19 protein-coding genes, 2 pseudogenes and 1 riboswitch are annotated in these 16,970 nt (G+C 69.6%); of the genes and pseudogenes, 9 read left to right on the top strand and 12 right to left on the bottom strand.

The features are described 5' to 3' along the window. Positions 1–62 precede the first annotated feature (62 nt). Positions 63–440, bottom strand: a complete 378-nt coding sequence (locus ABZS54_RS05015; protein WP_355531150.1) for a phage holin family protein — start codon at positions 438–440, stop codon at positions 63–65. A gap of 81 nt (positions 441–521) precedes the next feature. Here ABZS54_RS05015 and ABZS54_RS05010 point away from each other — a divergent pair, with 81 nt between their 5' ends. The 4 genes from ABZS54_RS05010 (at position 522) to thiC (ending at position 3,898) form a co-directional block, all read left to right on the top strand. Beyond that, the gene (locus ABZS54_RS05010) at positions 522–839 is read left to right on the top strand and encodes a cupin domain-containing protein (RefSeq protein ID WP_355531148.1); all 318 of its coding nucleotides are present in this window, start codon (positions 522–524) and stop codon (positions 837–839) included. A gap of 129 nt (positions 840–968) precedes the next feature. Next, on the top strand, positions 969–1,634 hold the full coding sequence (gene tenA, locus ABZS54_RS05005; protein ID WP_355531146.1) for a thiaminase II: 666 nt from the start codon (positions 969–971) through the stop codon (positions 1,632–1,634). Between the two features lie 130 nt (positions 1,635–1,764). After that, entirely contained in the window at positions 1,765–1,965 is a 201-nt protein-coding gene (locus ABZS54_RS05000) for a hypothetical protein (RefSeq protein ID WP_355531144.1), read from the top strand. 51 nt (positions 1,966–2,016) lie between these two features. Next, a riboswitch (TPP riboswitch) is annotated at positions 2,017–2,125 on the top strand. Then, positions 2,117–3,898: a phosphomethylpyrimidine synthase ThiC gene (gene thiC / locus ABZS54_RS04995; protein WP_355531142.1), complete on the top strand. Its 1,782-nt coding sequence runs from the start codon at positions 2,117–2,119 to the stop codon at positions 3,896–3,898. It overlaps the preceding riboswitch by 9 nt. A 51-nt stretch (positions 3,899–3,949) precedes the next feature. Here the strand turns inward: thiC and ABZS54_RS04990 are convergent. The 5 genes and pseudogenes from ABZS54_RS04990 to ABZS54_RS04970 all read right to left on the bottom strand — a co-directional run bounded on the left by ABZS54_RS04990 (position 3,950) and on the right by ABZS54_RS04970 (position 7,375). Beyond that, positions 3,950–4,644 (bottom strand): annotated as a pseudogene (locus ABZS54_RS04990) (response regulator transcription factor). Next, positions 4,641–5,036, bottom strand: a complete 396-nt coding sequence (locus tag ABZS54_RS04985; RefSeq protein ID WP_355531265.1) for an ATP-binding protein — start codon at positions 5,034–5,036, stop codon at positions 4,641–4,643. Before ABZS54_RS04985 ends, ABZS54_RS04990 begins: the two are co-directional and overlap by 4 nt. Before the next feature lie 72 nt (positions 5,037–5,108). After that, positions 5,109–5,403: pseudogene (locus tag ABZS54_RS04980) on the bottom strand (histidine kinase); the annotation flags it as partial. Between the two features lie 359 nt (positions 5,404–5,762). Then, entirely contained in the window at positions 5,763–6,482 is a 720-nt protein-coding gene (locus ABZS54_RS04975) for an ABC transporter permease (RefSeq protein ID WP_355531140.1), read from the bottom strand. Further along, positions 6,479–7,375 carry an ATP-binding cassette domain-containing protein gene (locus tag ABZS54_RS04970; protein WP_355531138.1) on the bottom strand — a complete coding sequence of 299 codons (897 nt, stop codon included), beginning with the start codon at positions 7,373–7,375 and terminating at the stop codon, positions 6,479–6,481. Before ABZS54_RS04970 ends, ABZS54_RS04975 begins: the two co-directional genes overlap by 4 nt. A gap of 156 nt (positions 7,376–7,531) precedes the next feature. On the opposite strand from ABZS54_RS04970, the gene ABZS54_RS04965 reads away from it, so the two are divergent. Continuing rightward, on the top strand, positions 7,532–7,738 hold the full coding sequence (locus ABZS54_RS04965) for a type II toxin-antitoxin system VapB family antitoxin (RefSeq protein WP_355531263.1): 207 nt from the start codon (positions 7,532–7,534) through the stop codon (positions 7,736–7,738). Beyond that, positions 7,735–8,154, top strand: a complete 420-nt coding sequence (locus ABZS54_RS04960; protein WP_355531136.1) for a PIN domain-containing protein — start codon at positions 7,735–7,737, stop codon at positions 8,152–8,154. Before ABZS54_RS04965 ends, ABZS54_RS04960 begins: the two co-directional genes overlap by 4 nt. A gap of 77 nt (positions 8,155–8,231) precedes the next feature. Here ABZS54_RS04960 and ABZS54_RS04955 read toward each other — a convergent pair whose 3' ends face one another. Beyond that, on the bottom strand, positions 8,232–8,453 hold the full coding sequence (locus ABZS54_RS04955; RefSeq protein ID WP_355531134.1) for a hypothetical protein: 222 nt from the start codon (positions 8,451–8,453) through the stop codon (positions 8,232–8,234). Positions 8,454–8,754: 301 nt separating this feature from the next. Between ABZS54_RS04955 and ABZS54_RS04950 the strand changes: the two genes are divergently transcribed. After that, complete coding sequence (locus tag ABZS54_RS04950) at positions 8,755–8,922, top strand: hypothetical protein (protein WP_355531132.1); 168 nt, start codon at positions 8,755–8,757, stop codon at positions 8,920–8,922. An 82-nt stretch (positions 8,923–9,004) separates the two neighbouring features. On the opposite strand, the gene ABZS54_RS04945 is transcribed toward ABZS54_RS04950, so the two are convergent. From ABZS54_RS04945 to ABZS54_RS04925, 5 genes are all read right to left on the bottom strand, one after another. Beyond that, positions 9,005–10,438 carry an SPFH domain-containing protein gene (locus tag ABZS54_RS04945; protein WP_355531130.1) on the bottom strand — a complete coding sequence of 478 codons (1,434 nt, stop codon included), beginning with the start codon at positions 10,436–10,438 and terminating at the stop codon, positions 9,005–9,007. Between the two features lie 159 nt (positions 10,439–10,597). Beyond that, entirely contained in the window at positions 10,598–10,807 is a 210-nt protein-coding gene (locus ABZS54_RS04940) for a hypothetical protein (RefSeq protein ID WP_355531261.1), read from the bottom strand. Between the two features lie 80 nt (positions 10,808–10,887). After that, the gene (locus ABZS54_RS04935; RefSeq protein ID WP_355531128.1) at positions 10,888–11,511 is read right to left on the bottom strand and encodes a hypothetical protein; all 624 of its coding nucleotides are present in this window, start codon (positions 11,509–11,511) and stop codon (positions 10,888–10,890) included. Positions 11,512–11,677: 166 nt separating this feature from the next. Then, a complete protein-coding gene (locus ABZS54_RS04930; protein ID WP_355531126.1) occupies positions 11,678–12,607 on the bottom strand; it encodes a metallophosphoesterase family protein in 930 nt (309 codons plus the stop codon). Between the two features lie 243 nt (positions 12,608–12,850). Continuing rightward, on the bottom strand, positions 12,851–13,870 hold the full coding sequence (locus ABZS54_RS04925) for a LacI family DNA-binding transcriptional regulator (protein WP_355531125.1): 1,020 nt from the start codon (positions 13,868–13,870) through the stop codon (positions 12,851–12,853). A 244-nt stretch (positions 13,871–14,114) separates the two neighbouring features. Between ABZS54_RS04925 and hisC the strand changes: the two genes are divergently transcribed. Both hisC and ABZS54_RS04915 read left to right on the top strand, forming a co-directional pair. After that, positions 14,115–15,182, top strand: a complete 1,068-nt coding sequence (gene hisC, locus ABZS54_RS04920) for a histidinol-phosphate transaminase (RefSeq protein ID WP_355531259.1) — start codon at positions 14,115–14,117, stop codon at positions 15,180–15,182. A 342-nt stretch (positions 15,183–15,524) separates the two neighbouring features. Beyond that, on the top strand, positions 15,525–16,961 hold the full coding sequence (locus ABZS54_RS04915) for a cytochrome ubiquinol oxidase subunit I (protein ID WP_355531123.1): 1,437 nt from the start codon (positions 15,525–15,527) through the stop codon (positions 16,959–16,961). Positions 16,962–16,970 lie beyond the last annotated feature (9 nt).

Genomic DNA, 16,970 nt, shown 5'->3' with positions numbered 1-16,970 from the left:
TCGACTCCTTCACTGCCTGTTTCACGTGAAACCTCGTCCGGGCCCATCGCCATGCCCGGCCGTCAGTCGCGGTCCAGGATCATGCTCAGGAACCAGCTGACCAGACCGATGACCAGGGCGCCGAGCAGGGCGGGCCAGAAGCCGTCGATGTGGAAGTCCAGATCCAGCTTGTTGGAGATGGCCTCGGTCAGCCACAACATCAGCGCGTTGATCACGAACGTGATCAGGCCCAGGGTCAGCACGAAGAGTGGCAGCGAGAACAGCTTCACCACCGGCTTGATGATGGCGTTGACGACCCCGAAGATGAGGGCCACGAAAATTATCGTCTTGGCCTTGCTGCCGGCCGAGGCACCGTCGGCGAGATCGATTCCGGACACGAACCAGCTGGCGAACCAGATGGCCAGGGCGTTGGCAACCAGTTTGATGATCAGGCTTTTCATGTCTTGATGCTGGCATCCGGCGGGACCCTCCCGCTTGAGCCCCGGCAGAAAGTGTGCACGTGTCGGTAAGGAGTTGGTCACATGAAGGTCTTTCGGCTCGATGATCTGGACGCGGAGCGCGCGTTCGAGCAGGGTGCGTACCTGAAATTTCTCAGCGAACGGAACTTCTCGATGGGCCTGTACGCGCTTGAGCCGGGCGAGAGCGACACCCAGAAGCCGCACAACCAGGACGAGGCGTATGTGGTGATCAGCGGCCGGGCCACGCTCACCGTCGGCGACGAGTCCACGGCCGTGGCGCGCGGCAGCATCGTGTACGTACCGGCGCAGGTGCCACACCGCTTCCACCGGATCACCGAAGCGCTGCGGGTCCTGGTGTTCTTCTCGCCACCGGAGGGCTGAGGGCGAGGGCCGGGCGCGAGGGGCGGCCGGCGGTGGGCACACCTGTGGGCGGCCCGCACGCATGTACGACAATCGCACCTGGGGATCCAGCGATCGGATCTCGGGATCCGACGACGGGGAGTACATCCGATGACGCTGCGCGACGAACTCTGGGCTGCCATCGAGGACGTCTACGCGGCGATCCTCGACCACCCGTTCATCCACGGACTGACCGACGGCACGTTGCCGCGCGAGGCGTTCCGGCACTATGTCGTGCAGGACTCGCACTACCTACGCGACTACGCGAAGGCGCTGGCGGTGTGTGCGGCCAAGGCGCCGGACGAGGCAACGACCGTGCAGTTCGCGGGCGACGCGGCCGGCGCGATCGCCGCCGAGCGTTCGCTGCACGAGGGCTTCATGGTCGACTTCGGCAGCTCGGTGGCCGACGCCACCGCGACCGAGCCGGTGTTGCCGAGCACTCGGGCGTACGTCAGCTATCTGCTCGCCACGGTGCACAACGGCTCGTTCGCCGAGGGTGTGGCGGCGGTGCTGCCCTGCTACTGGATCTACGCCCGAGTGGGCGACGCACTGCTGGCCAAGGGCTCGCCCGACGAGCTGTACGGGCGCTGGATCGCCACCTACGGCGCCGAGGAGTTCCAGGCGACGGTGCGCGCGGTGCTCGACCTGGTGGACCGGATCGGCGAGGACCTCTCGGCGACCGAACGGGCTCGGATGATTGAGCACTTCACCACGACGGCGCGCTACGAGTGGATGTTCTGGGACGCCGCGTGGCGCGGCGAGCGCTGGCCGGTCTGAGCGGGTCCGGGCGGACCGGATCGTTCCCGGACGGACCGGAACCGGTCCACCCGGGTACGGCGTGTCCTCCCGGGGAATGTGCTTCCCGGGTGTGCACGTCTCGCGGGTTCGCGTGACTGGGGGTTGGACGATGGAGACATGGCCGCGCTGGGCACGCATCGGCGGACCGGTGCTCGTGCTGGTCCTGCTGTGCTGGTTGCTGATCTGGCTGTTCTCGGCCTTCCTGATGCTCATCGTCAAAGGCGTCGTCGGGCTGTGCGTCACGATCGGGATGGTCGTGCTCGCGCGCACCGCGGTGGTCGGCCGCGGGCCGCGCGACCCGCTCGGCTGAACCGGTGCTGGTCGTGCGGCGGTCGGTGTGCCAGGGTGGGGGGCGCACCACGCGGAGATACACGGGAGCTCGGGGCACCGGGCTGAGAGGGCGCTGAGGCCGCGCCGACCGCAGAACCTGACCGGGTAATGCCGGCGTAGGGAGCCTTTCCATGACCTCGCAAAACACTTCGCTGCCCGCTGCCCCGACGGCCGACCCGGCCGCCGCACGGACGGTCACCAGCGGACCGATTGCCCCCGCCCACCACCGCGGCTATGTCGCCGGATCGCGCGAGGACCTGCGCGTTCCGGTACGCACGGTGCATCTGACCAACGGCGAGACGGTTCGCCTGTACGACACCTCGGGCCCGTACACCGACCCCGCCTTCGAGGTGGATGTGCGGCGCGGCCTGCCCGCGCTGCGGGAGGCCTGGATCGAGGAGCGCGGCGACACCGCCCGCTACGACGGCCGGATCGGCGCGCTGACGCCGGCCGGATTCGCGGTGCCGGGTGCCGGGGCCCGACCCAGGCGCGCGTCCGGTTCCGAGGCGGTGACCCAACTCGCCTACGCGCGACGCGGGCTGGTCACCCCGGAGATGGAGTTCGTGGCGATCCGCGAGGGCTTGGCGCCCGAGCTGGTCCGGGACGAGATTGCCGCCGGTCGTGCGGTGTTGCCCGCGAACATCAACCACCCCGAGATCGAGCCGATGGTGATCGGCAAGAACTTCCTGGTCAAGGTCAACGCGAACATCGGCAACTCGGCGGTGACCTCCTCGATCGAGGAGGAGACCGACAAGCTGGTGTGGGCGATCCGGTGGGGTGCGGACACCGTGATGGACCTGTCCACCGGCAAGGACATCCACACCACACGCGAGTGGATCGTGCGCAACTCGCCGGTCCCGATCGGTACGGTGCCGCTCTACCAGGCGCTGGAGAAGGTGAACGGCAAGCCCGAGGAACTCACCTGGGAGCTGTACCGGGACACCGTGATCGAGCAGTGCGAGCAGGGCGTGGACTACATGACGGTGCATGCCGGCGTGTTGCTGCGCTACGTGCCGCTGACCGCGCGGCGCAAGACCGGGATCGTCTCGCGGGGCGGCTCGATCATGGCGGCGTGGTGCCTGGCCCACCATCAAGAGAACTTCCTCTACACGCACTTCGCCGAACTGACCGAGATCCTGCGCGCGTACGACGTGACCTACTCGCTCGGCGACGGGCTGCGTCCGGGATCCATCGCGGACGCCAACGACGCGGCGCAGTTCGCCGAGTTGGAGACGCTGGGCGAACTGGGCCGGATCTCCCGGTCGATGGACGTGCAGGTGATGATCGAGGGCCCGGGCCATGTGCCCATGCACAAGATCAAGGAGAACGTCGACCTCCAGCAACGCATCTGCGACGAGGCGCCGTTCTATACGCTCGGCCCGTTGACCACGGACGTCGCCCCCGGATACGACCACATCACGTCGGCGATCGGCGCGGCGATGATCGGCATGTGGGGCACCGCGATGCTGTGCTACGTGACGCCGAAGGAGCATCTGGGCCTGCCCGACCGGGACGACGTCAAGGCGGGCGTGATCGCCTACCGGATCGCGGCCCACGCGGCGGACCTCGCCAAGGGCCACCCGGGTGCGCAGGCGTGGGACGACGCGCTCTCCGATGCCCGCTTCGAGTTCCGTTGGCAGGATCAGTTCGACCTGGCGATGGACCCGGACACCGCGCGGGCCTACCACGACGCCACGCTTCCGGCGGAGCCGGCCAAGACGGCCCACTTCTGCTCGATGTGTGGGCCGAAGTTTTGTTCGATGCGGATTTCGCACGGCATCCGTGCCGAGCACGGCGACGGGGCCGGGGCTGCCGTCGGGACGACCGAGGTGGATGCCGAGGCCGGGATGCGGGCCAAGTCGGCGGAGTTCGCGGCCGCGGGCAACCGGGTTTATCTGCCGCTGGCCGACTGACCTTCGCGTGCCGGACGACGTCTCGGGGGCACGGTGGTTCCCGGGACGTCGTCAGGCCGGTCCGGGCGGGCCGCCCTCGCCGGCGACGATGACGCCGTGCTCGTAGGCGAACACCACCGCCTGTGCCCGATCGCGCAGGCCCAGTTTGGCGAACATGCTGCCCACGTGGCTCTTCACGGTCGCCTCGGTGACCACCAGGTGGGCGGCGATCTCGCTGTTGGAGAGGCCGCGGGCGACCAGCAGCAGGGCCTCTCGTTCGCGCGGGGTCAGGGCTGCCAGGAGCGCGGCGGCGACCGGAGCGGTTCGGTACGGGCGGCGAAGTTCTCGATGAGGCGCCGGGTGATCGAGGGCGAGAGCAACGCCTCGCCGTCGTGGATGACATGGATCGCCTCCAGCAGCCGGGCTCGGGAGGCGTCCTTGAGCAGGAATCCCGCAGCGCCCGCCCGCAACGCGCCGAAGACGTACTCGTCCAGATCGAAGGTGGTGAGGATGAGTACGCGCGGGGGCGGCGAGATGCCCTCGGCGTGCAATCGGGCGGTGGCCTCGACGCCGTCCACGCGTGGCATCCGGATGTCCATGAGGATCACGTCCGGGCGCAGGGCGGCGGCCAGTTCGATCGCCTCGTCGCCGTCCTCGGCCTCGCCGACGACGACCAGGTCGTCCTGGGTCTGGAGGAACAGGCGCAGGCCGGTTCGGATCAGCTCCTGGTCGTCGACGATCAGCAGGCGGATGCTCCGGGCGCTCATGTCGCATCTCCCAGGGGAAGCCGGGCCGAGACCCGGAATCCGCCGTCCGGGCCGGGGTGGGCCTCCAGTTCGCCGCCGAGGAGGCCGATCCGCTCGCGCATGCCGGCGATACCGTGTCCACCCGAGGAGGGTTCGGGCACCTGCTCGCCGTCGTTGACGACCGCGACGTGCAGGTGTGTACGGCCGAAGTCGAGGGTCACCGCGACGTGGGCGGGTCGGGCGTGCTTGAGCACGTTGGTCAGCGCCTCCTCGACGATGCGGTACACCGACAACTCGACGCCCCCGGCTAGCGGTCGGGACGCGCCGGTGACCTCAAGGCGCGCCGGCAGCCCGGCCTCGCCGTACGAGGCGACCAGCGTGGGCAGTTGGGCCAGCGAGGGCTGCGGGCGCATTCGGACCCCCTGGTCCGGCTCACGCAGCAGCAGCAACATCCGGCGCAACTCGACCAGGCTCTGCTCGGCGTTGGTCTCGACCCGCTCCAGCGTGTCGTCGGCCACGTCGGGCGCGGTGCGCAGCACGTCGCGCGCCGCGTACGCCCACGAGCGTCACGGTGACCGAGTGGGCGATGATGTCGTGCAGTTCGCGGGCGATCGCGGCGCGCTCGCGCTGGGCTGCGATCACCGAGAGTTGTTCGCGCTCGCGCTCCAGGTGGGCCGCGCGTTCCTCCAGGGCCGCGGTGTAGCGGCGCCGGGTCTGTGCGTAGGTGCCCACAGCCCACGCGCCGATGGTGACGGGGAACGAGACGATGTCCGCCACCATCAGGAACAGCGCCGTCGGCACGAGGGCGGCCACCGACACTCGTCGCTCGCGCAGTTCGGCGACGGTGAACAGGGCCACCAACGCCGGTGCCCCACCGGGATTGCCGCCGGTGGCCACGAGCAGCGCCTCGACCGCGCAGACGGCCGGCAGCACGGTGAGCGTCGCGCGCCGTCGGGCGAGCAGGAGGGCACCGGTGCACACGACGAGTACGACGAGGTGCGGCCGAACGGGTGTCGCGTCGTTGAAGGTCAGACTGAGTTCGACGATGGTGGCCACCACCGCGACGACGGCGTCCAGTACCGCGGAGCGGCGCGCCCGGATCCATTGGCGCGCCGCTCGTGCGGATCGGGCTATCGCGTTCACGCCAGGTCACGCCGACGTTCGCCGGCGACGGCGGCGACGACCAGCACGATCGCCCAGGCGCTCAGCACCACCGCGGCGGCACCCGGCGACAACGTCGTGTTGTGCGTCGAGCGGACCAGCACCTCGGCGGCCCCGAACGGCGTGTAGTTGGCCGTGGATTCGGCGACGCCGGCGACCAGTGGAAGCACCGCGAAGTTCACCAGCAACACCACGACCACCCCCACGACCGGACTGCGCACCATCGCGCCGACGGCGGCACCCATGATCGCAGAGAGCACGAAGGCCGTCAGATTGCTCGCGGCGACCGAGGTGACCTCGCCGGGGGTGAGGTCGGCTCCCGGGTGGTCGGCGAGCAGCGGCAGGCCGAGCCCGACCGAGACGGCGACCAGCAGCGCGCCGATCAGCAGGCCGGTTACCGCGTAGGCGCCGATCCTGGCGAGCAGGAGTGCGCCGCGGTCGCGCCGGGCCACCAGTGCGGCCGGTGCGGCGGTGCGGTGGCGGTACTCGCCGGCCGCGCCGACGATGCCCCACAACATCAGCAGGACCGGTAGCCCGGACAGGGCCTCCTCCTTCTCGCCCACCTCGTCCAGGCGGCCCGATGCGACGGCGACGATCACCACATTGAGCACGGTGTATGCGACTCCGCCGGCGACGAAGGCGTGGATCGAGCGGGTGGTGCGGGTCTTGAGCAACTCGCCTCGCAGTAGCCGGTTCATGCGCTTCGGCCTTTCGTCAGGTCGAGGAACACGTCCTCCAGGGACGCGGTTCGCGAGGTGATCTCCTCCAGCGGGATGTGTTCGCGCAGGGCCAGGCGAGCGATCTCGGCGGCCGGGAGTCCCTCGATCCACAGTCCGCCGTCGGCTGCGGGTCGAACGTGTCCGCCGGCTTCGGCCACCAGTGCCGAGAGCCGATCGGGTTCGGGGGTCCGTACCGAGAGGGCGTCCTGTTCGAGATCGCCGATCGGGCCGGTGTGGACCAGCCGCCCCTGGTCGATGACGACGACGTCGTCGACCGTTTGTGCGGCCTCGCCGAGCATGTGGCTGGACAGCAGGGTGGTGCGGCCGTGCGCGGCACGCTCGCGCAGGAGCGTGCGCAGGCGGCGGATGGCCTGGGGGTCCAGGCCGTTCACCGGTTCGTCCAGGACCAGGATCTCCGGATCACCGAGCAGCGCGGTGGCCAGCCCGAGTCGTTGTCGCATGCCCAACGAGTACTTGCCGACCCGCCGTCCGGCGGCCTGCTCCAGTCCGACGATCTCCAGCACCTCGTCGACCCGGGTGGCCGGCAGCCCGGCCAGGAGCGCCAACGCCCGGAGGTGGGCGCGGGCGGTCCGGCCGGGATGGGCCCCACACGGCTCGATGTGCACACCCAGCGCCCGGGCGTCGGAGGGGACCGGCCCGCCCTGGAAGGACACGTGACCGGCGGTCGGCCGGGCCAACCCGACGATCATCTTCAACACGGTTGTCTTGCCCGCGCCGTTGGGGCCGAAGAACCCGGTCACCACGCCCGCCCGCACGGTGAAGGAGAGGTCGTCGACCACGGTCGTCCGCCCGTAACGCTTGGTCAGCTCGTGGACCGCTATCGCTGCGGTGTGTGATGGCGCCGATGTCATGCGGACAGCATCGACGCCCCCGATCTCCCGGTCTTCAACCAAAGGACCAAACCCGAGTTGCCACTTCCGGGGGAGCCGTGAGCCGAGGAGCGAACGGCAGACCCCAGCGCCGCGCCGAGCAGGTCTGGCTCCGAAAACAGGTGTGGCGTTACGACAATCGACCTGGACGACGACGCCCTCGCGAAGGCACTGCGGGTCTCCGGTGGCGCGACCAAAAAGGAAGTGGTGAACACCGCCCTCCGCGAGTACGCCGACCGCCACGAGCGGGCCGCCCGGCGTGCCCGTCACATACAGGCCGCCCAGGAGTGGGACTACGAGGGATGGCAGCAACTCCACGATGCCGAGAAGCGGGGCGAGGAGTGATCCGGTACCTCGTGGACTCCACCGCCGTGTGGCAACTGTTGCGGGAGCCGACCCTGAACGACGCGTGGGGCGAGGATGTCGATCTGCGTGTCATCGGGTCGTGTGCCCCTCAGCGCACCGAGTTTCGCCGCTCCGCCCGCAATCTCGTGCACTACGGGCAGATGGCTGAGATGTTCGCCGACCTATACCCGGACGTGCCGCTGTCGAAGAACATGTGGGGCTGGATCGAGTCCGCGCAGTTCCAACTCGCACAGGCTGGAGGCGCCATTCGTGCACTGTCCACGGTTGACCTGATGGTTTGCGCGACTGCGGCTCATCATGGCCTGATCGTGCTGCACGACGACAACGACTTCGTCACTGCGGCCGCCATCCTGCCCGATGTCCTGCATCGCAACGTCCGCGACATTCCGGCGTAGCCGGTCGCAAGGTTGGTCGGCTGTCAGGGCCGACACTCCGGTTTCGGGCGGCTGGGAGCAAAGGTGCTCTTCGGCCTTCAGGTCGCGAGCAGGTGTCCGTGTGTGTCCAGCAGTCGGTTGACCTCCGGGACATTCCCGAGTGGTCGGAGGAGGTTCAGGACCACTCGAACTCGGCTCGACGTGCGCTGACTTGCGATGTCTCGGGAGATGTCGATCATTCGTTCCGCCGCGGCGACAGCCTGCTCGGGCTCATTGGCGTGGGTGTATGCCTCGGCGAGCCAGGACAGGTAGAGAGCCATCTCGCGAGTGTGCGTCAGGGCGTAGCGCCCGAGAACAAGCGTCCGCCCAAGGCTTGTCTCATGGGAACAACATCAGGCAAAGAGGACGGGTCTGCGGCATGTGATCAGGCGGGAGCCGCCGCAGAAAGAAGAACGAGACGTCGTCTCGGAGGCGTGGTCGGAGGCGGATGGGCGGGTCAGCCCGGGTGAGCGGTGGTTGGGGGCGGTGCTTCGGGGGCCGGGGTGGGAGCCGGTGTGGGTTCGGCAGCGGGTTTCGCATCCGGGGGCTGTGCGGGAAGTGCGGGCATTGACGTGGGCGGCCATGGCGGATTGGAATCTGCTGGAGCTGACGGACGAGGCGCCCTGGTGGAACTGCGTCGGATGCCCGGCCTTCGACACGTTCGGCCTCGACATCGATCCGGACGGCACTCGGACGGTGCGGTGCGGAGCGCCGGGCGGCCCGTCGTGGCCCGTCCCCCGGGCGGGCTGACCGAAAGCGTCGCGTCCCGACCGCACCCGAAGCCGCAGCCGGACCCGTGTCCGCGGGTCCGGCTGCGGAGGTGGTGTCGCGGTCAGTTCTCCGGGTCCTTCACGAGCAGCAGCTCAGGTTCCGGGGTCGGCTCGACCTCCACCTCGATGCGCACGGACTCCTTGGGTACGGCGTCCGTCGTGGGCTTGGCGCCGCTGCCGTTGCCGCCCGCGAGCAGTTGGCGGGCGATGCCCAGGCCAGTACCGCCCATCGTCAGAGCCTTGGCGAACAGGTCGCCCATGCCGTCGCCGCCGTTGAGCAGGACCATGTGGTCCACGTTGCCGAACGCCTCGGCGCCGGCCCGAACGATCTCCGGCCAGTTCTCCGCGAGTTGCTGGGCGACGACCGCTTCTTGGTTCTCCGCCAGGGCCGCCGCCCGGGCGGCGATCGCGGCCGCCTCGGCGAGGCCCTTGGCCTTGGCCGCCTCGGCCTGTGCCTTGCCGGTCGCCAGCGTGGCCTCGGCGGCGGCCAGCCCGCGCACCTTGGTCGCCTCCGCATCGGCGATCGCGGCCAGTTCGGTCTCCCGGGCACTCGCCTCGGCCGCCGAGATCCGCGCGTCGCGCTCGGCCTGGGCCCGGGTCCGGGTCTCGTACGCCTTCGCGTCGGCCGGCTTGCGGACGTCCGCCTGGAGCTGCTGCTCGCGCCGCATGGCCTCCAGTTCGGCGACCCTGGTCTCCTGGACCACCACCTCCTGCTTGGCGGCGGCATCCGCCAGCGGACCCGCCTGGCGCGAGCGCGCGGTGGCCTCGTCCCGCTCGGCCTGGTAACCGGCCTGCTGGATCTCGCTGTCCCGGGTGGCCTGGGCCATCCGGGCCTTGGCGTCCTGCTCGGCCTCGGTGGCCTTGCGGGTGGCCAGTGCCTCGGCGATCCGCGCGTCCCGGATCACCGCCGCGGTGTGCGGCGCGGCCATGTTCTTGATGTAGCCGGTCGGGTCGTCGATCTCCTGGATCTGCAGGCTGTCCACGATCAGCCCGAGCTTCTCCATGTCCGACCCGGACGCCGCGCGCACATGCGCGGTGAGCTTCTCCCGGTCGCGGATCATGTCCTCGACGGTCAACCCGCCGACGATCGAGCGCAGATGACCGGCCAGCACCTTGCGGACCCGGGACTCCATCTGCTTCTGCTGGTCCAGGAAGCGGCGGGCCGCGTTGGCGATCGAGACGTAGTCGTCGCCGATCTTGAAGATCACCACGCTCTGCACCCGCAGCGGGATGCCCTGGGTCGTGACACATTCGACCGAGAGTTCCGCTTCGTTCAGATCGAGCGAGAGCTTGCGCACCGCCTGGACGAACGGCAGGACGAGTGTGCCGCGCCCGGTGACGATGCGAAATCCCATGCCCTCGCCCAGGCCCTCGGTGTGGTGCCGGGAGCCGGAGATGACGAGCGCCTCGTTGGGCTCGGCGACGCGCCACATGAGTTTGAAGACCACGATCAGGATTACGAGCAGACCGAGCACGGCGAGCACGGTGTAGAGCACGGAGCATTCCCCCTTTGGCCTGTTGCGGAGTGTCCTCGCCACCGGTGTGGACGCCAAGAGGGAGCTCCCCAGGGGTGGTTGCCCCCGCATCGGGACCGCGTCGACCGGCCCGCCCGTCCCGCGCCGGCCCCCGTCCACCGTCGCCCGCCCCGCTCGACCTCAGCCGAAGGCCCCCGCCACGTACACCGTGCGCGGCGGCAGGTACTCCACGACCACCACCAACGACCCCACCGCATGCTCCTCACCCGGCAAGGCCGAGTACGCGAGGAACGCCTCCACCCCACCGCGCACCTCGATCATGACCTCGCCCACCAGCCCGGGTCCGATTCCCCCGGTGACCTTCCCGCGTTTGCCGATCATGTCGCCCATTGTGTGGCCCAACCGGATCCCGACGGCGTGATCCGGCCCTCCCGCCCCCGGTGGGTGGGAGAGCCGGCGCCGATCGTCGGTCAGCCGAGGAGGGGGGTGCCCTCGTCGGATGCCTCACGCAGGCGCGAGCGCATGAACGGCAGGATGCCCCGGTGCAGGATCGCCCGGCGCCATTCCTCGCGTGCCAGGTACACCTCGACCTCACCGGTCGGCCGGGCCCGATTGCGCGCGGCCACCGCCAACATCGCGAGTCCCCCGATCGCCGCGGCCCCGAGCGAGATGCCCACGGCCGCGAGCGAGGCGAGCTGCATCGTGTGCTGCATGGACGAGTCGTCCACCGTGAGCGGCAACAGCACGTAGCCCACGATCAGGAAGACGACCGCCGAGATGCCGGCCACGATCACCGCCATCGCGGTGGCGAGCGCGAACCAGCCGAAGCTCTCGCCGGCCTCGATCATCGATGCGCCGAAGTCCTGACGGATCCCCGACTCGAAACGCTGCTCTGTACGTTCGTAGCGGTCGTACTCGTCGCGTGCCGCGTCCGCGATCGACGGGGTCGCGTCCAACGTGGCCGTCCGCAACTGCTCGACGTTCAGGTTGGGTACCGCCGCAAGACCGGAGAGGGTCTCCTCCAGGTGCAGCGCGTCATCGACGAACTGCTCGTACTGACGGCGGTGCTCGTCACTTCCAAACCAGTGTTGCATCGGATCCCCCGAATGAGGCCGCGCGGGCGTATCCCGCGTCCGCCGGGCCCGTCAGGGGACCCGTGCAAGCTGTCGGTGGATCAACGACCCGCAAAAGCACCTGACGGTGTCGAGGCGGATACCAATGATGATAAGGTGCGTCCCCGGCTTTTGGGCAGGGAGTTCCCTACGACTGCGACTCTTCGCCGAGATCGCCCAGGTCGTATTCGCGACCCTGCGTCTCCTCCAACGCGCTGGGCAGCGCGCTCGGTTGGGCGGTGCTCAGCGGCAGGCGCGCGACCAGGCACGGGCCGCCCAGGTAGATCCCACCATCCAGGTTGACCACCTGCCCGTCCGCGTACACGCGCGGCTCGACGATCGTCGAGGGGTCCTCGCCCGTCTGGTACGGGATGGGGGTGTGGCCGTGCACGATCCGTCGGCCGCCCAACTCGCTGAGCAGGTCGGCCGCCGCGTACGGGCCGACCTCGCCCATGAAGGCGCCGCGTCGGGTCAGGTTGCGGAACAGGTCCCACCACGCGAGCGGCTCCGGCTCGCGCAGTATGTCCGCGACCGCGCCGTCCACCTCCTCGATGGTGTCGCCGTATTCGAGGTAGGCGTTGCTGTCGGAGTGGATCAGCAGGTGTCCGTCGACCACGGCCGCGACCGGCTGTGCGGCCAGCCAGCCGGCCTGTTCGTCGGTGAAGCGGTCCAGGTCGGACTGCATGCCGCCGTTGCGCAGCCAGATCTCCCGGAAGGTGGTCGAACCGCCGGCCACCGGCACGGGGTGGTCGCCGAAGCGGAACACGCCGAGCAGCAGGATCTCGTGGTTGCCCAGCAGCATCCGGGTGCTGCCGCCGACCTCGGCCGACTCGCGGGCCAGCGCCATCGCCAGCTCGACCACGCCGATGCCGTCCGGACCACGATCGGTGAAGTCGCCCAGGAACCACAGCCGGGCCCGGCCGCCGCACCAGTGCGCGTCCGCGTCGATCAGGCCCCGGGCACGCAGGGCGGCCTTGAGTTCCTCCAGATGACCGTGGACGTCGCCGACCACGTACAGCGGGGCGTCCTGCTCCGCTGCGGCGCCCATCGGGGCCGGTGTAGCCGAGACGTTGCTCACCAGAAGGGTCCTTTCTTCACGATCCGCACCACCGTACGGCGGCGATGCCGACACCCGTTGTGAACCAGGACGCACAACAGCCGGGTTCGGCTGCGGCTCACCCGGTCCGATTCGGATGATTCCTGGACCGTATCTCTCGTGCGGGCACGGCGGAACGGACCACGCTCAATTGTGCGTGCAGCCGTGCCGGTCCCACCCGGCGGCCCCGGCCCCGATCGGCCGGGCCGGGCGGGCGCACGCGGGTCAGCGTCGGGTGGTGGAGTCGCGCACCGACAACCGGGTGGGCACGGTGCGCTGTGCGGGCAGCAGCGGCCCCGCCCCGGCGTCCTCGATCACGCCCACCAGCAGTTCCACCGCCCACGCACCGGCCAGCGCCGGTTGCAGGCTCAGCGAGGTCACCGACGGGTCGGTCCCTTCGCCGCAACAGGCCAGGAGCAGGTCGTCGGGCACCCGCAGCTCGCGCGCCCGGGCGGCGGCGAGCAATTCGGCCGCACAACCCTCGTGCAGCCCGAACACCGCGTCCGGCTCCCGGTCCAGCAGCCGGGACGCGGCGGCCCGACCGGCACCGGGGGTGCGCGCCTCGTACTCCTCGGTGATCGGCGGCACACCCCGATCCGCGCACCACGCCCGGTAGCCCGCGACGCCCTTGCCCGCGCCCGGCCCGTCGGAGGCGGCGAGCAGGCCGATCCGGCCGGCGCCGGCCTGGGCGAGATGGTCGAGCACACAACGCACGGCGGCCACATGATCGTTGTCCACCCAGCCGTAGACCGGGGTCGAGCCGGGATGACCGCCACTGACCACCGGCACACCCCGACGCAGCAGCTCGTGCACGAGCGGATCGTCGTCCACCGGGTCGACCACGATCGTGCCGTCGAGCGCCACGTTGCCCCACACGTCGTGCGGTGAGGAGGCGGGCAACACCACCAACGCGTAGCCCAGGTCCAGGGCGGTGGCGGTGGCGGAGCGGACCAGCTCGGCGAACCAGGCGAACTCGGTGAGGGCGAACGGCTCGGTCGAGCGCATGGTCGTGGTCAGCCCGAGCAGCCCGGACCGACCGGTGCGCAGCGTGCGTGCCGCGGCCGAGGGCCGGTAGCCCAGTCGGTCCGCCACCTCGCGTACGTGCAACCGCGTCGTGTCGGGCAGTCGGCCCTTGCCGTTGAGTGCGTCGGAGACGGTCGTGATCGACACCCCGGCGGCCGCTGCGACATCCCGGATGCCCACCCGGATCCGCCGCCCCACACGCGGTACATCTGGCGCTGTCATCGTCCCGACAGTAGGCCGAATGCGCCGCCCTGGCCGGGTTCATGTCATTGCTTTACGAAGAAACGTATCCCCCCATACCTGCCCCTGAACGTTCGGCGAAGGTCGTGATCCGCCCGACCGTCCACCCCCGAGCCGACGGACCATAGAGTTGAGACGACCGGGACGTGCGCCCAGGCACCCCGACCAGTATGCGAGGAGGACGGGCGTGACCCAGCACAACGCCCCAGGCACGGACGACAGCGGCATTCCGAGGTTCCGGCCGGTCCTGGCCGAGGTGCCCATCTACAAGGCGGGCCGGCCGCCGGTGGCGGCGGAGGGCGTACCCGCGTACAAGCTCTCCTCGAACGAGAACCCGTACCCGCCGCTGCCCAGCGTGCACAAGGTGGTGGCCGACGCCGTCGGCGAGATGAACCGCTACCCGGACCCGGCGTACACGGAGTTGGCGCAGACGCTCGCCGAGCGGCTCGCGGTGCCCGCGTCGCACGTCGTGGCGGGCGCGGGCTCGGTCACGGTGGCGCAGCAACTGGTGAACGCGACGGCCGGCGAGGGCGACGAGGTCGTGTTCGCGTGGCGCTCGTTCGAGGCGTACCCGCTCCTGGTGCTGCTCGCGGGCGCGACGCCGGTGCCGATCCCGCTGCTCGCCGACGAGAGCCACGACCTGGACGCGATGGCGGCCGCCGTCACCGAGCGGACCCGGCTGATCCTCGTATGCAACCCGAACAACCCGACCGGCGCGGTGATCCACCGCGCCGAGCTGGAGCGCTTCCTGGACCGGGTTCCGCGCGACGTGCTGGTCGTGCTGGACGAGGCGTACCGCGAGTTCATCCGTGACGAGCAGGTACCGGACGGCGTGGACATATACCGCGACCGGCCCAACGTGGTGGTGCTGCGCACGTTCTCGAAGGCGTACGGTCTGGCCGGTTTGCGGGTGGGCTTCGCGATCGCGCACGAGCCGGTCGCCGACGAGCTGCGCAAGACCGGGATGCCGTTCGCGGTGAACCGGTTGGCCCAGGTGGCCGCGATCGCCTCGATCGGCGCCGAGAACGAACTCCTGGAGCGGGTCGACGCGTTGGTCGCCGAGCGGGAGCGGGTGCTGGAGACGCTGATCGGCCAGGGCTGGACGATCTTCGACTCGCAGGCCAACTTCGTCTGGCTGCGGCTGGGCGAGCGCACGAACGAGTTCGCCGAGCTGTGCGAGGCGGCCGGGGTCACCGTACGGCCGTTCGCGGGCGAGGGCTGCCGGATCACCATCGGCGAGACCGAGGCCAACACGATCTTCCTGGAGCAGGCCGCGCGGTTCATGGAGGCGTAGGCGGTCGCCGCCGGGCGGGAACGCGCGGCCGGTCGTCGGCGGGCGCGCGGGTGTGGTCGCCCATCGGCGTTTGGGTCCGTTCGGACCACTTCGAGCCCTCTCGGGTACCCCCCTCAAGGGGTGCCCGAGAGGGCTCGCTAGAGTTTGTGAACGGATGCACAAGCTCTACTTTGTGAACCCATTCACAAAGTTTTGCCAGGTGAAGCCGCAGGCCCCTCCCGGTTCCTCCGGATTTGTTCGACGGAGTGTCGGGTGGGATGCGCGGAAGCGCCGTGTGCATCGTGAACCAAACGTGCGCTCGCGAGCGAGACACGACCGGCGATCAGGAGGAATGAGGGGCCCATGGACCTCGCCGTCGAAACACTCGACGTAGCCCGGTGGCAGTTCGGCATCACGACCGTCTACCACTTCCTCTTCGTCCCGCTCACAATGGGTTTGTCCATCCTGGTGGCATGTCTGCAGACCGCGTGGGTGCGCACCGGCAAGGAGCACTACCTCCGGGCCACCAAGTTCTGGGGCAAGCTCTTCCTGATCAACTTCGCGCTCGGCCTGGTCACCGGCATCGTGCAGGAGTTCCAGTTCGGGATGAACTGGTCCGACTACTCGCGCTTCGTCGGTGACATCTTCGGCGCCCCGCTCGCCATCGAGGCACTGGTCGCGTTCTTCCTGGAGTCGACCTTCCTGGGGTTGTGGATCTTCGGCTGGGAGCGGCTGCCGAAGAAGATCCACCTGGCCACCATCTGGGCCGCCGCGATCGGCACGATCCTGTCGGCCTACTTCATCCTGGCCGCGAACTCGTGGATGCAGCACCCGGTCGGATACCGGATCAACCCGGAGACCGGCCGCGCCGAGCTGACCGACTTCGTCGCGGTGCTCACCAACAACACCGCGATCGCCGCGTTCCTGCACATCCTCCCGGCAGCGTTCCTGGTCGCCGGCGGCTTCCTGATCGGGATCAGCTGCTGGCACCTGCGCAAGCGCAACGAGGTCGCGGTGTTCCGCCCGTCGCTGCGGCTGGGCCTGTGGGTCTCGGTGCTGGCGGGTGTGGGCCTCGCACTCACCGGTGACATGCAGGGCAAGCTGATGTACGAGCAGCAGCCGATGAAGATGGCCTCGGCCGAGGCGCTGTGGGAGACCTCGAAGCCGGCGCCGTTCTCGATCTTCTCCTACGGCGACGTCAACAAGGGCCACAACAGGGTCGCCATAGAGGTCCCGGGCGCGCTGTCCTTCCTGGCCAAGAACGACTTCGACGCCGAGCTGCCCGGGATCAACGACCTCCAGAAGCAGTCGGTGGTCAAGTTCGGCCCCGGCGACTACCGGCCCAACATCTTCGTCACCTACTGGTCGTTCCGGCTGATGATCGGCGTCGGCATGGTCACCGCGGGCATCGGCCTGGTCGGCCTGTGGCTGACCCGGCGCAAGCGCGAGCTGCCGACCAATCCGTGGGTGTACCGGATCGGCCTGTGGACCATCGCGTTCCCGTTCGCGGCCAACTCGTTCGGCTGGATCTTCACCGAGATGGGCCGCCAGCCGTGGCTGGTGTTCGGCGTGCTCAAGACCGAGGCCGGGGTGTCGCCGAGTGTGTCCACCGGTGAGGTGCTGACCTCGCTGATCGTGTTCACGCTGCTGTACGGCGCGCTCGCGGTGGTCGAACTGGGCCTGATCCGGCGCTACGTCAAGGCCGGTCCCGAGCCGATCAAACCGCCCGTGAGCAAGGACCCCGACGATCCGTCGGGCGACGGCGGGGACGCCGACCGTCCGCTCGCCTTCGCGTACTAAGGGGAGAGT

This window comes from Embleya sp. NPDC005575 (assembly GCF_040605455.1).
Taxonomy (GTDB): Bacteria; Actinomycetota; Actinomycetes; order Streptomycetales; family Streptomycetaceae; genus Embleya.
Note: the sequence above shows the minus strand (reverse complement) of the source record. Positions and strands in the feature narration are given on the sequence as shown.

Coding starts and splice junctions, on each gene's coding strand:
- ABZS54_RS05015 (WP_355531150.1), bottom strand. CDS start 440: ATGAAAAGCCTGATCATCAAACTGGTTGCCAACGCCCTGGCCATCTGG.
- ABZS54_RS05010 (WP_355531148.1), top strand. CDS start 522: ATGAAGGTCTTTCGGCTCGATGATCTGGACGCGGAGCGCGCGTTCGAG.
- tenA (WP_355531146.1), top strand. CDS start 969: ATGACGCTGCGCGACGAACTCTGGGCTGCCATCGAGGACGTCTACGCG.
- ABZS54_RS05000 (WP_355531144.1), top strand. CDS start 1,765: ATGGAGACATGGCCGCGCTGGGCACGCATCGGCGGACCGGTGCTCGTG.
- thiC (WP_355531142.1), top strand. CDS start 2,117: ATGACCTCGCAAAACACTTCGCTGCCCGCTGCCCCGACGGCCGACCCG.
- ABZS54_RS04985 (WP_355531265.1), bottom strand. CDS start 5,036: ATGCGCCCGCAGCCCTCGCTGGCCCAACTGCCCACGCTGGTCGCCTCG.
- ABZS54_RS04975 (WP_355531140.1), bottom strand. CDS start 6,482: ATGAACCGGCTACTGCGAGGCGAGTTGCTCAAGACCCGCACCACCCGC.
- ABZS54_RS04970 (WP_355531138.1), bottom strand. CDS start 7,375: ATGACATCGGCGCCATCACACACCGCAGCGATAGCGGTCCACGAGCTG.
- ABZS54_RS04955 (WP_355531134.1), bottom strand. CDS start 8,453: ATGGCTCTCTACCTGTCCTGGCTCGCCGAGGCATACACCCACGCCAAT.
- ABZS54_RS04950 (WP_355531132.1), top strand. CDS start 8,755: ATGGCGGATTGGAATCTGCTGGAGCTGACGGACGAGGCGCCCTGGTGG.
- ABZS54_RS04940 (WP_355531261.1), bottom strand. CDS start 10,807: ATGGGCGACATGATCGGCAAACGCGGGAAGGTCACCGGGGGAATCGGA.
- ABZS54_RS04935 (WP_355531128.1), bottom strand. CDS start 11,511: ATGCAACACTGGTTTGGAAGTGACGAGCACCGCCGTCAGTACGAGCAG.
- ABZS54_RS04925 (WP_355531125.1), bottom strand. CDS start 13,870: ATGACAGCGCCAGATGTACCGCGTGTGGGGCGGCGGATCCGGGTGGGC.
- ABZS54_RS04915 (WP_355531123.1), top strand. CDS start 15,525: ATGGACCTCGCCGTCGAAACACTCGACGTAGCCCGGTGGCAGTTCGGC.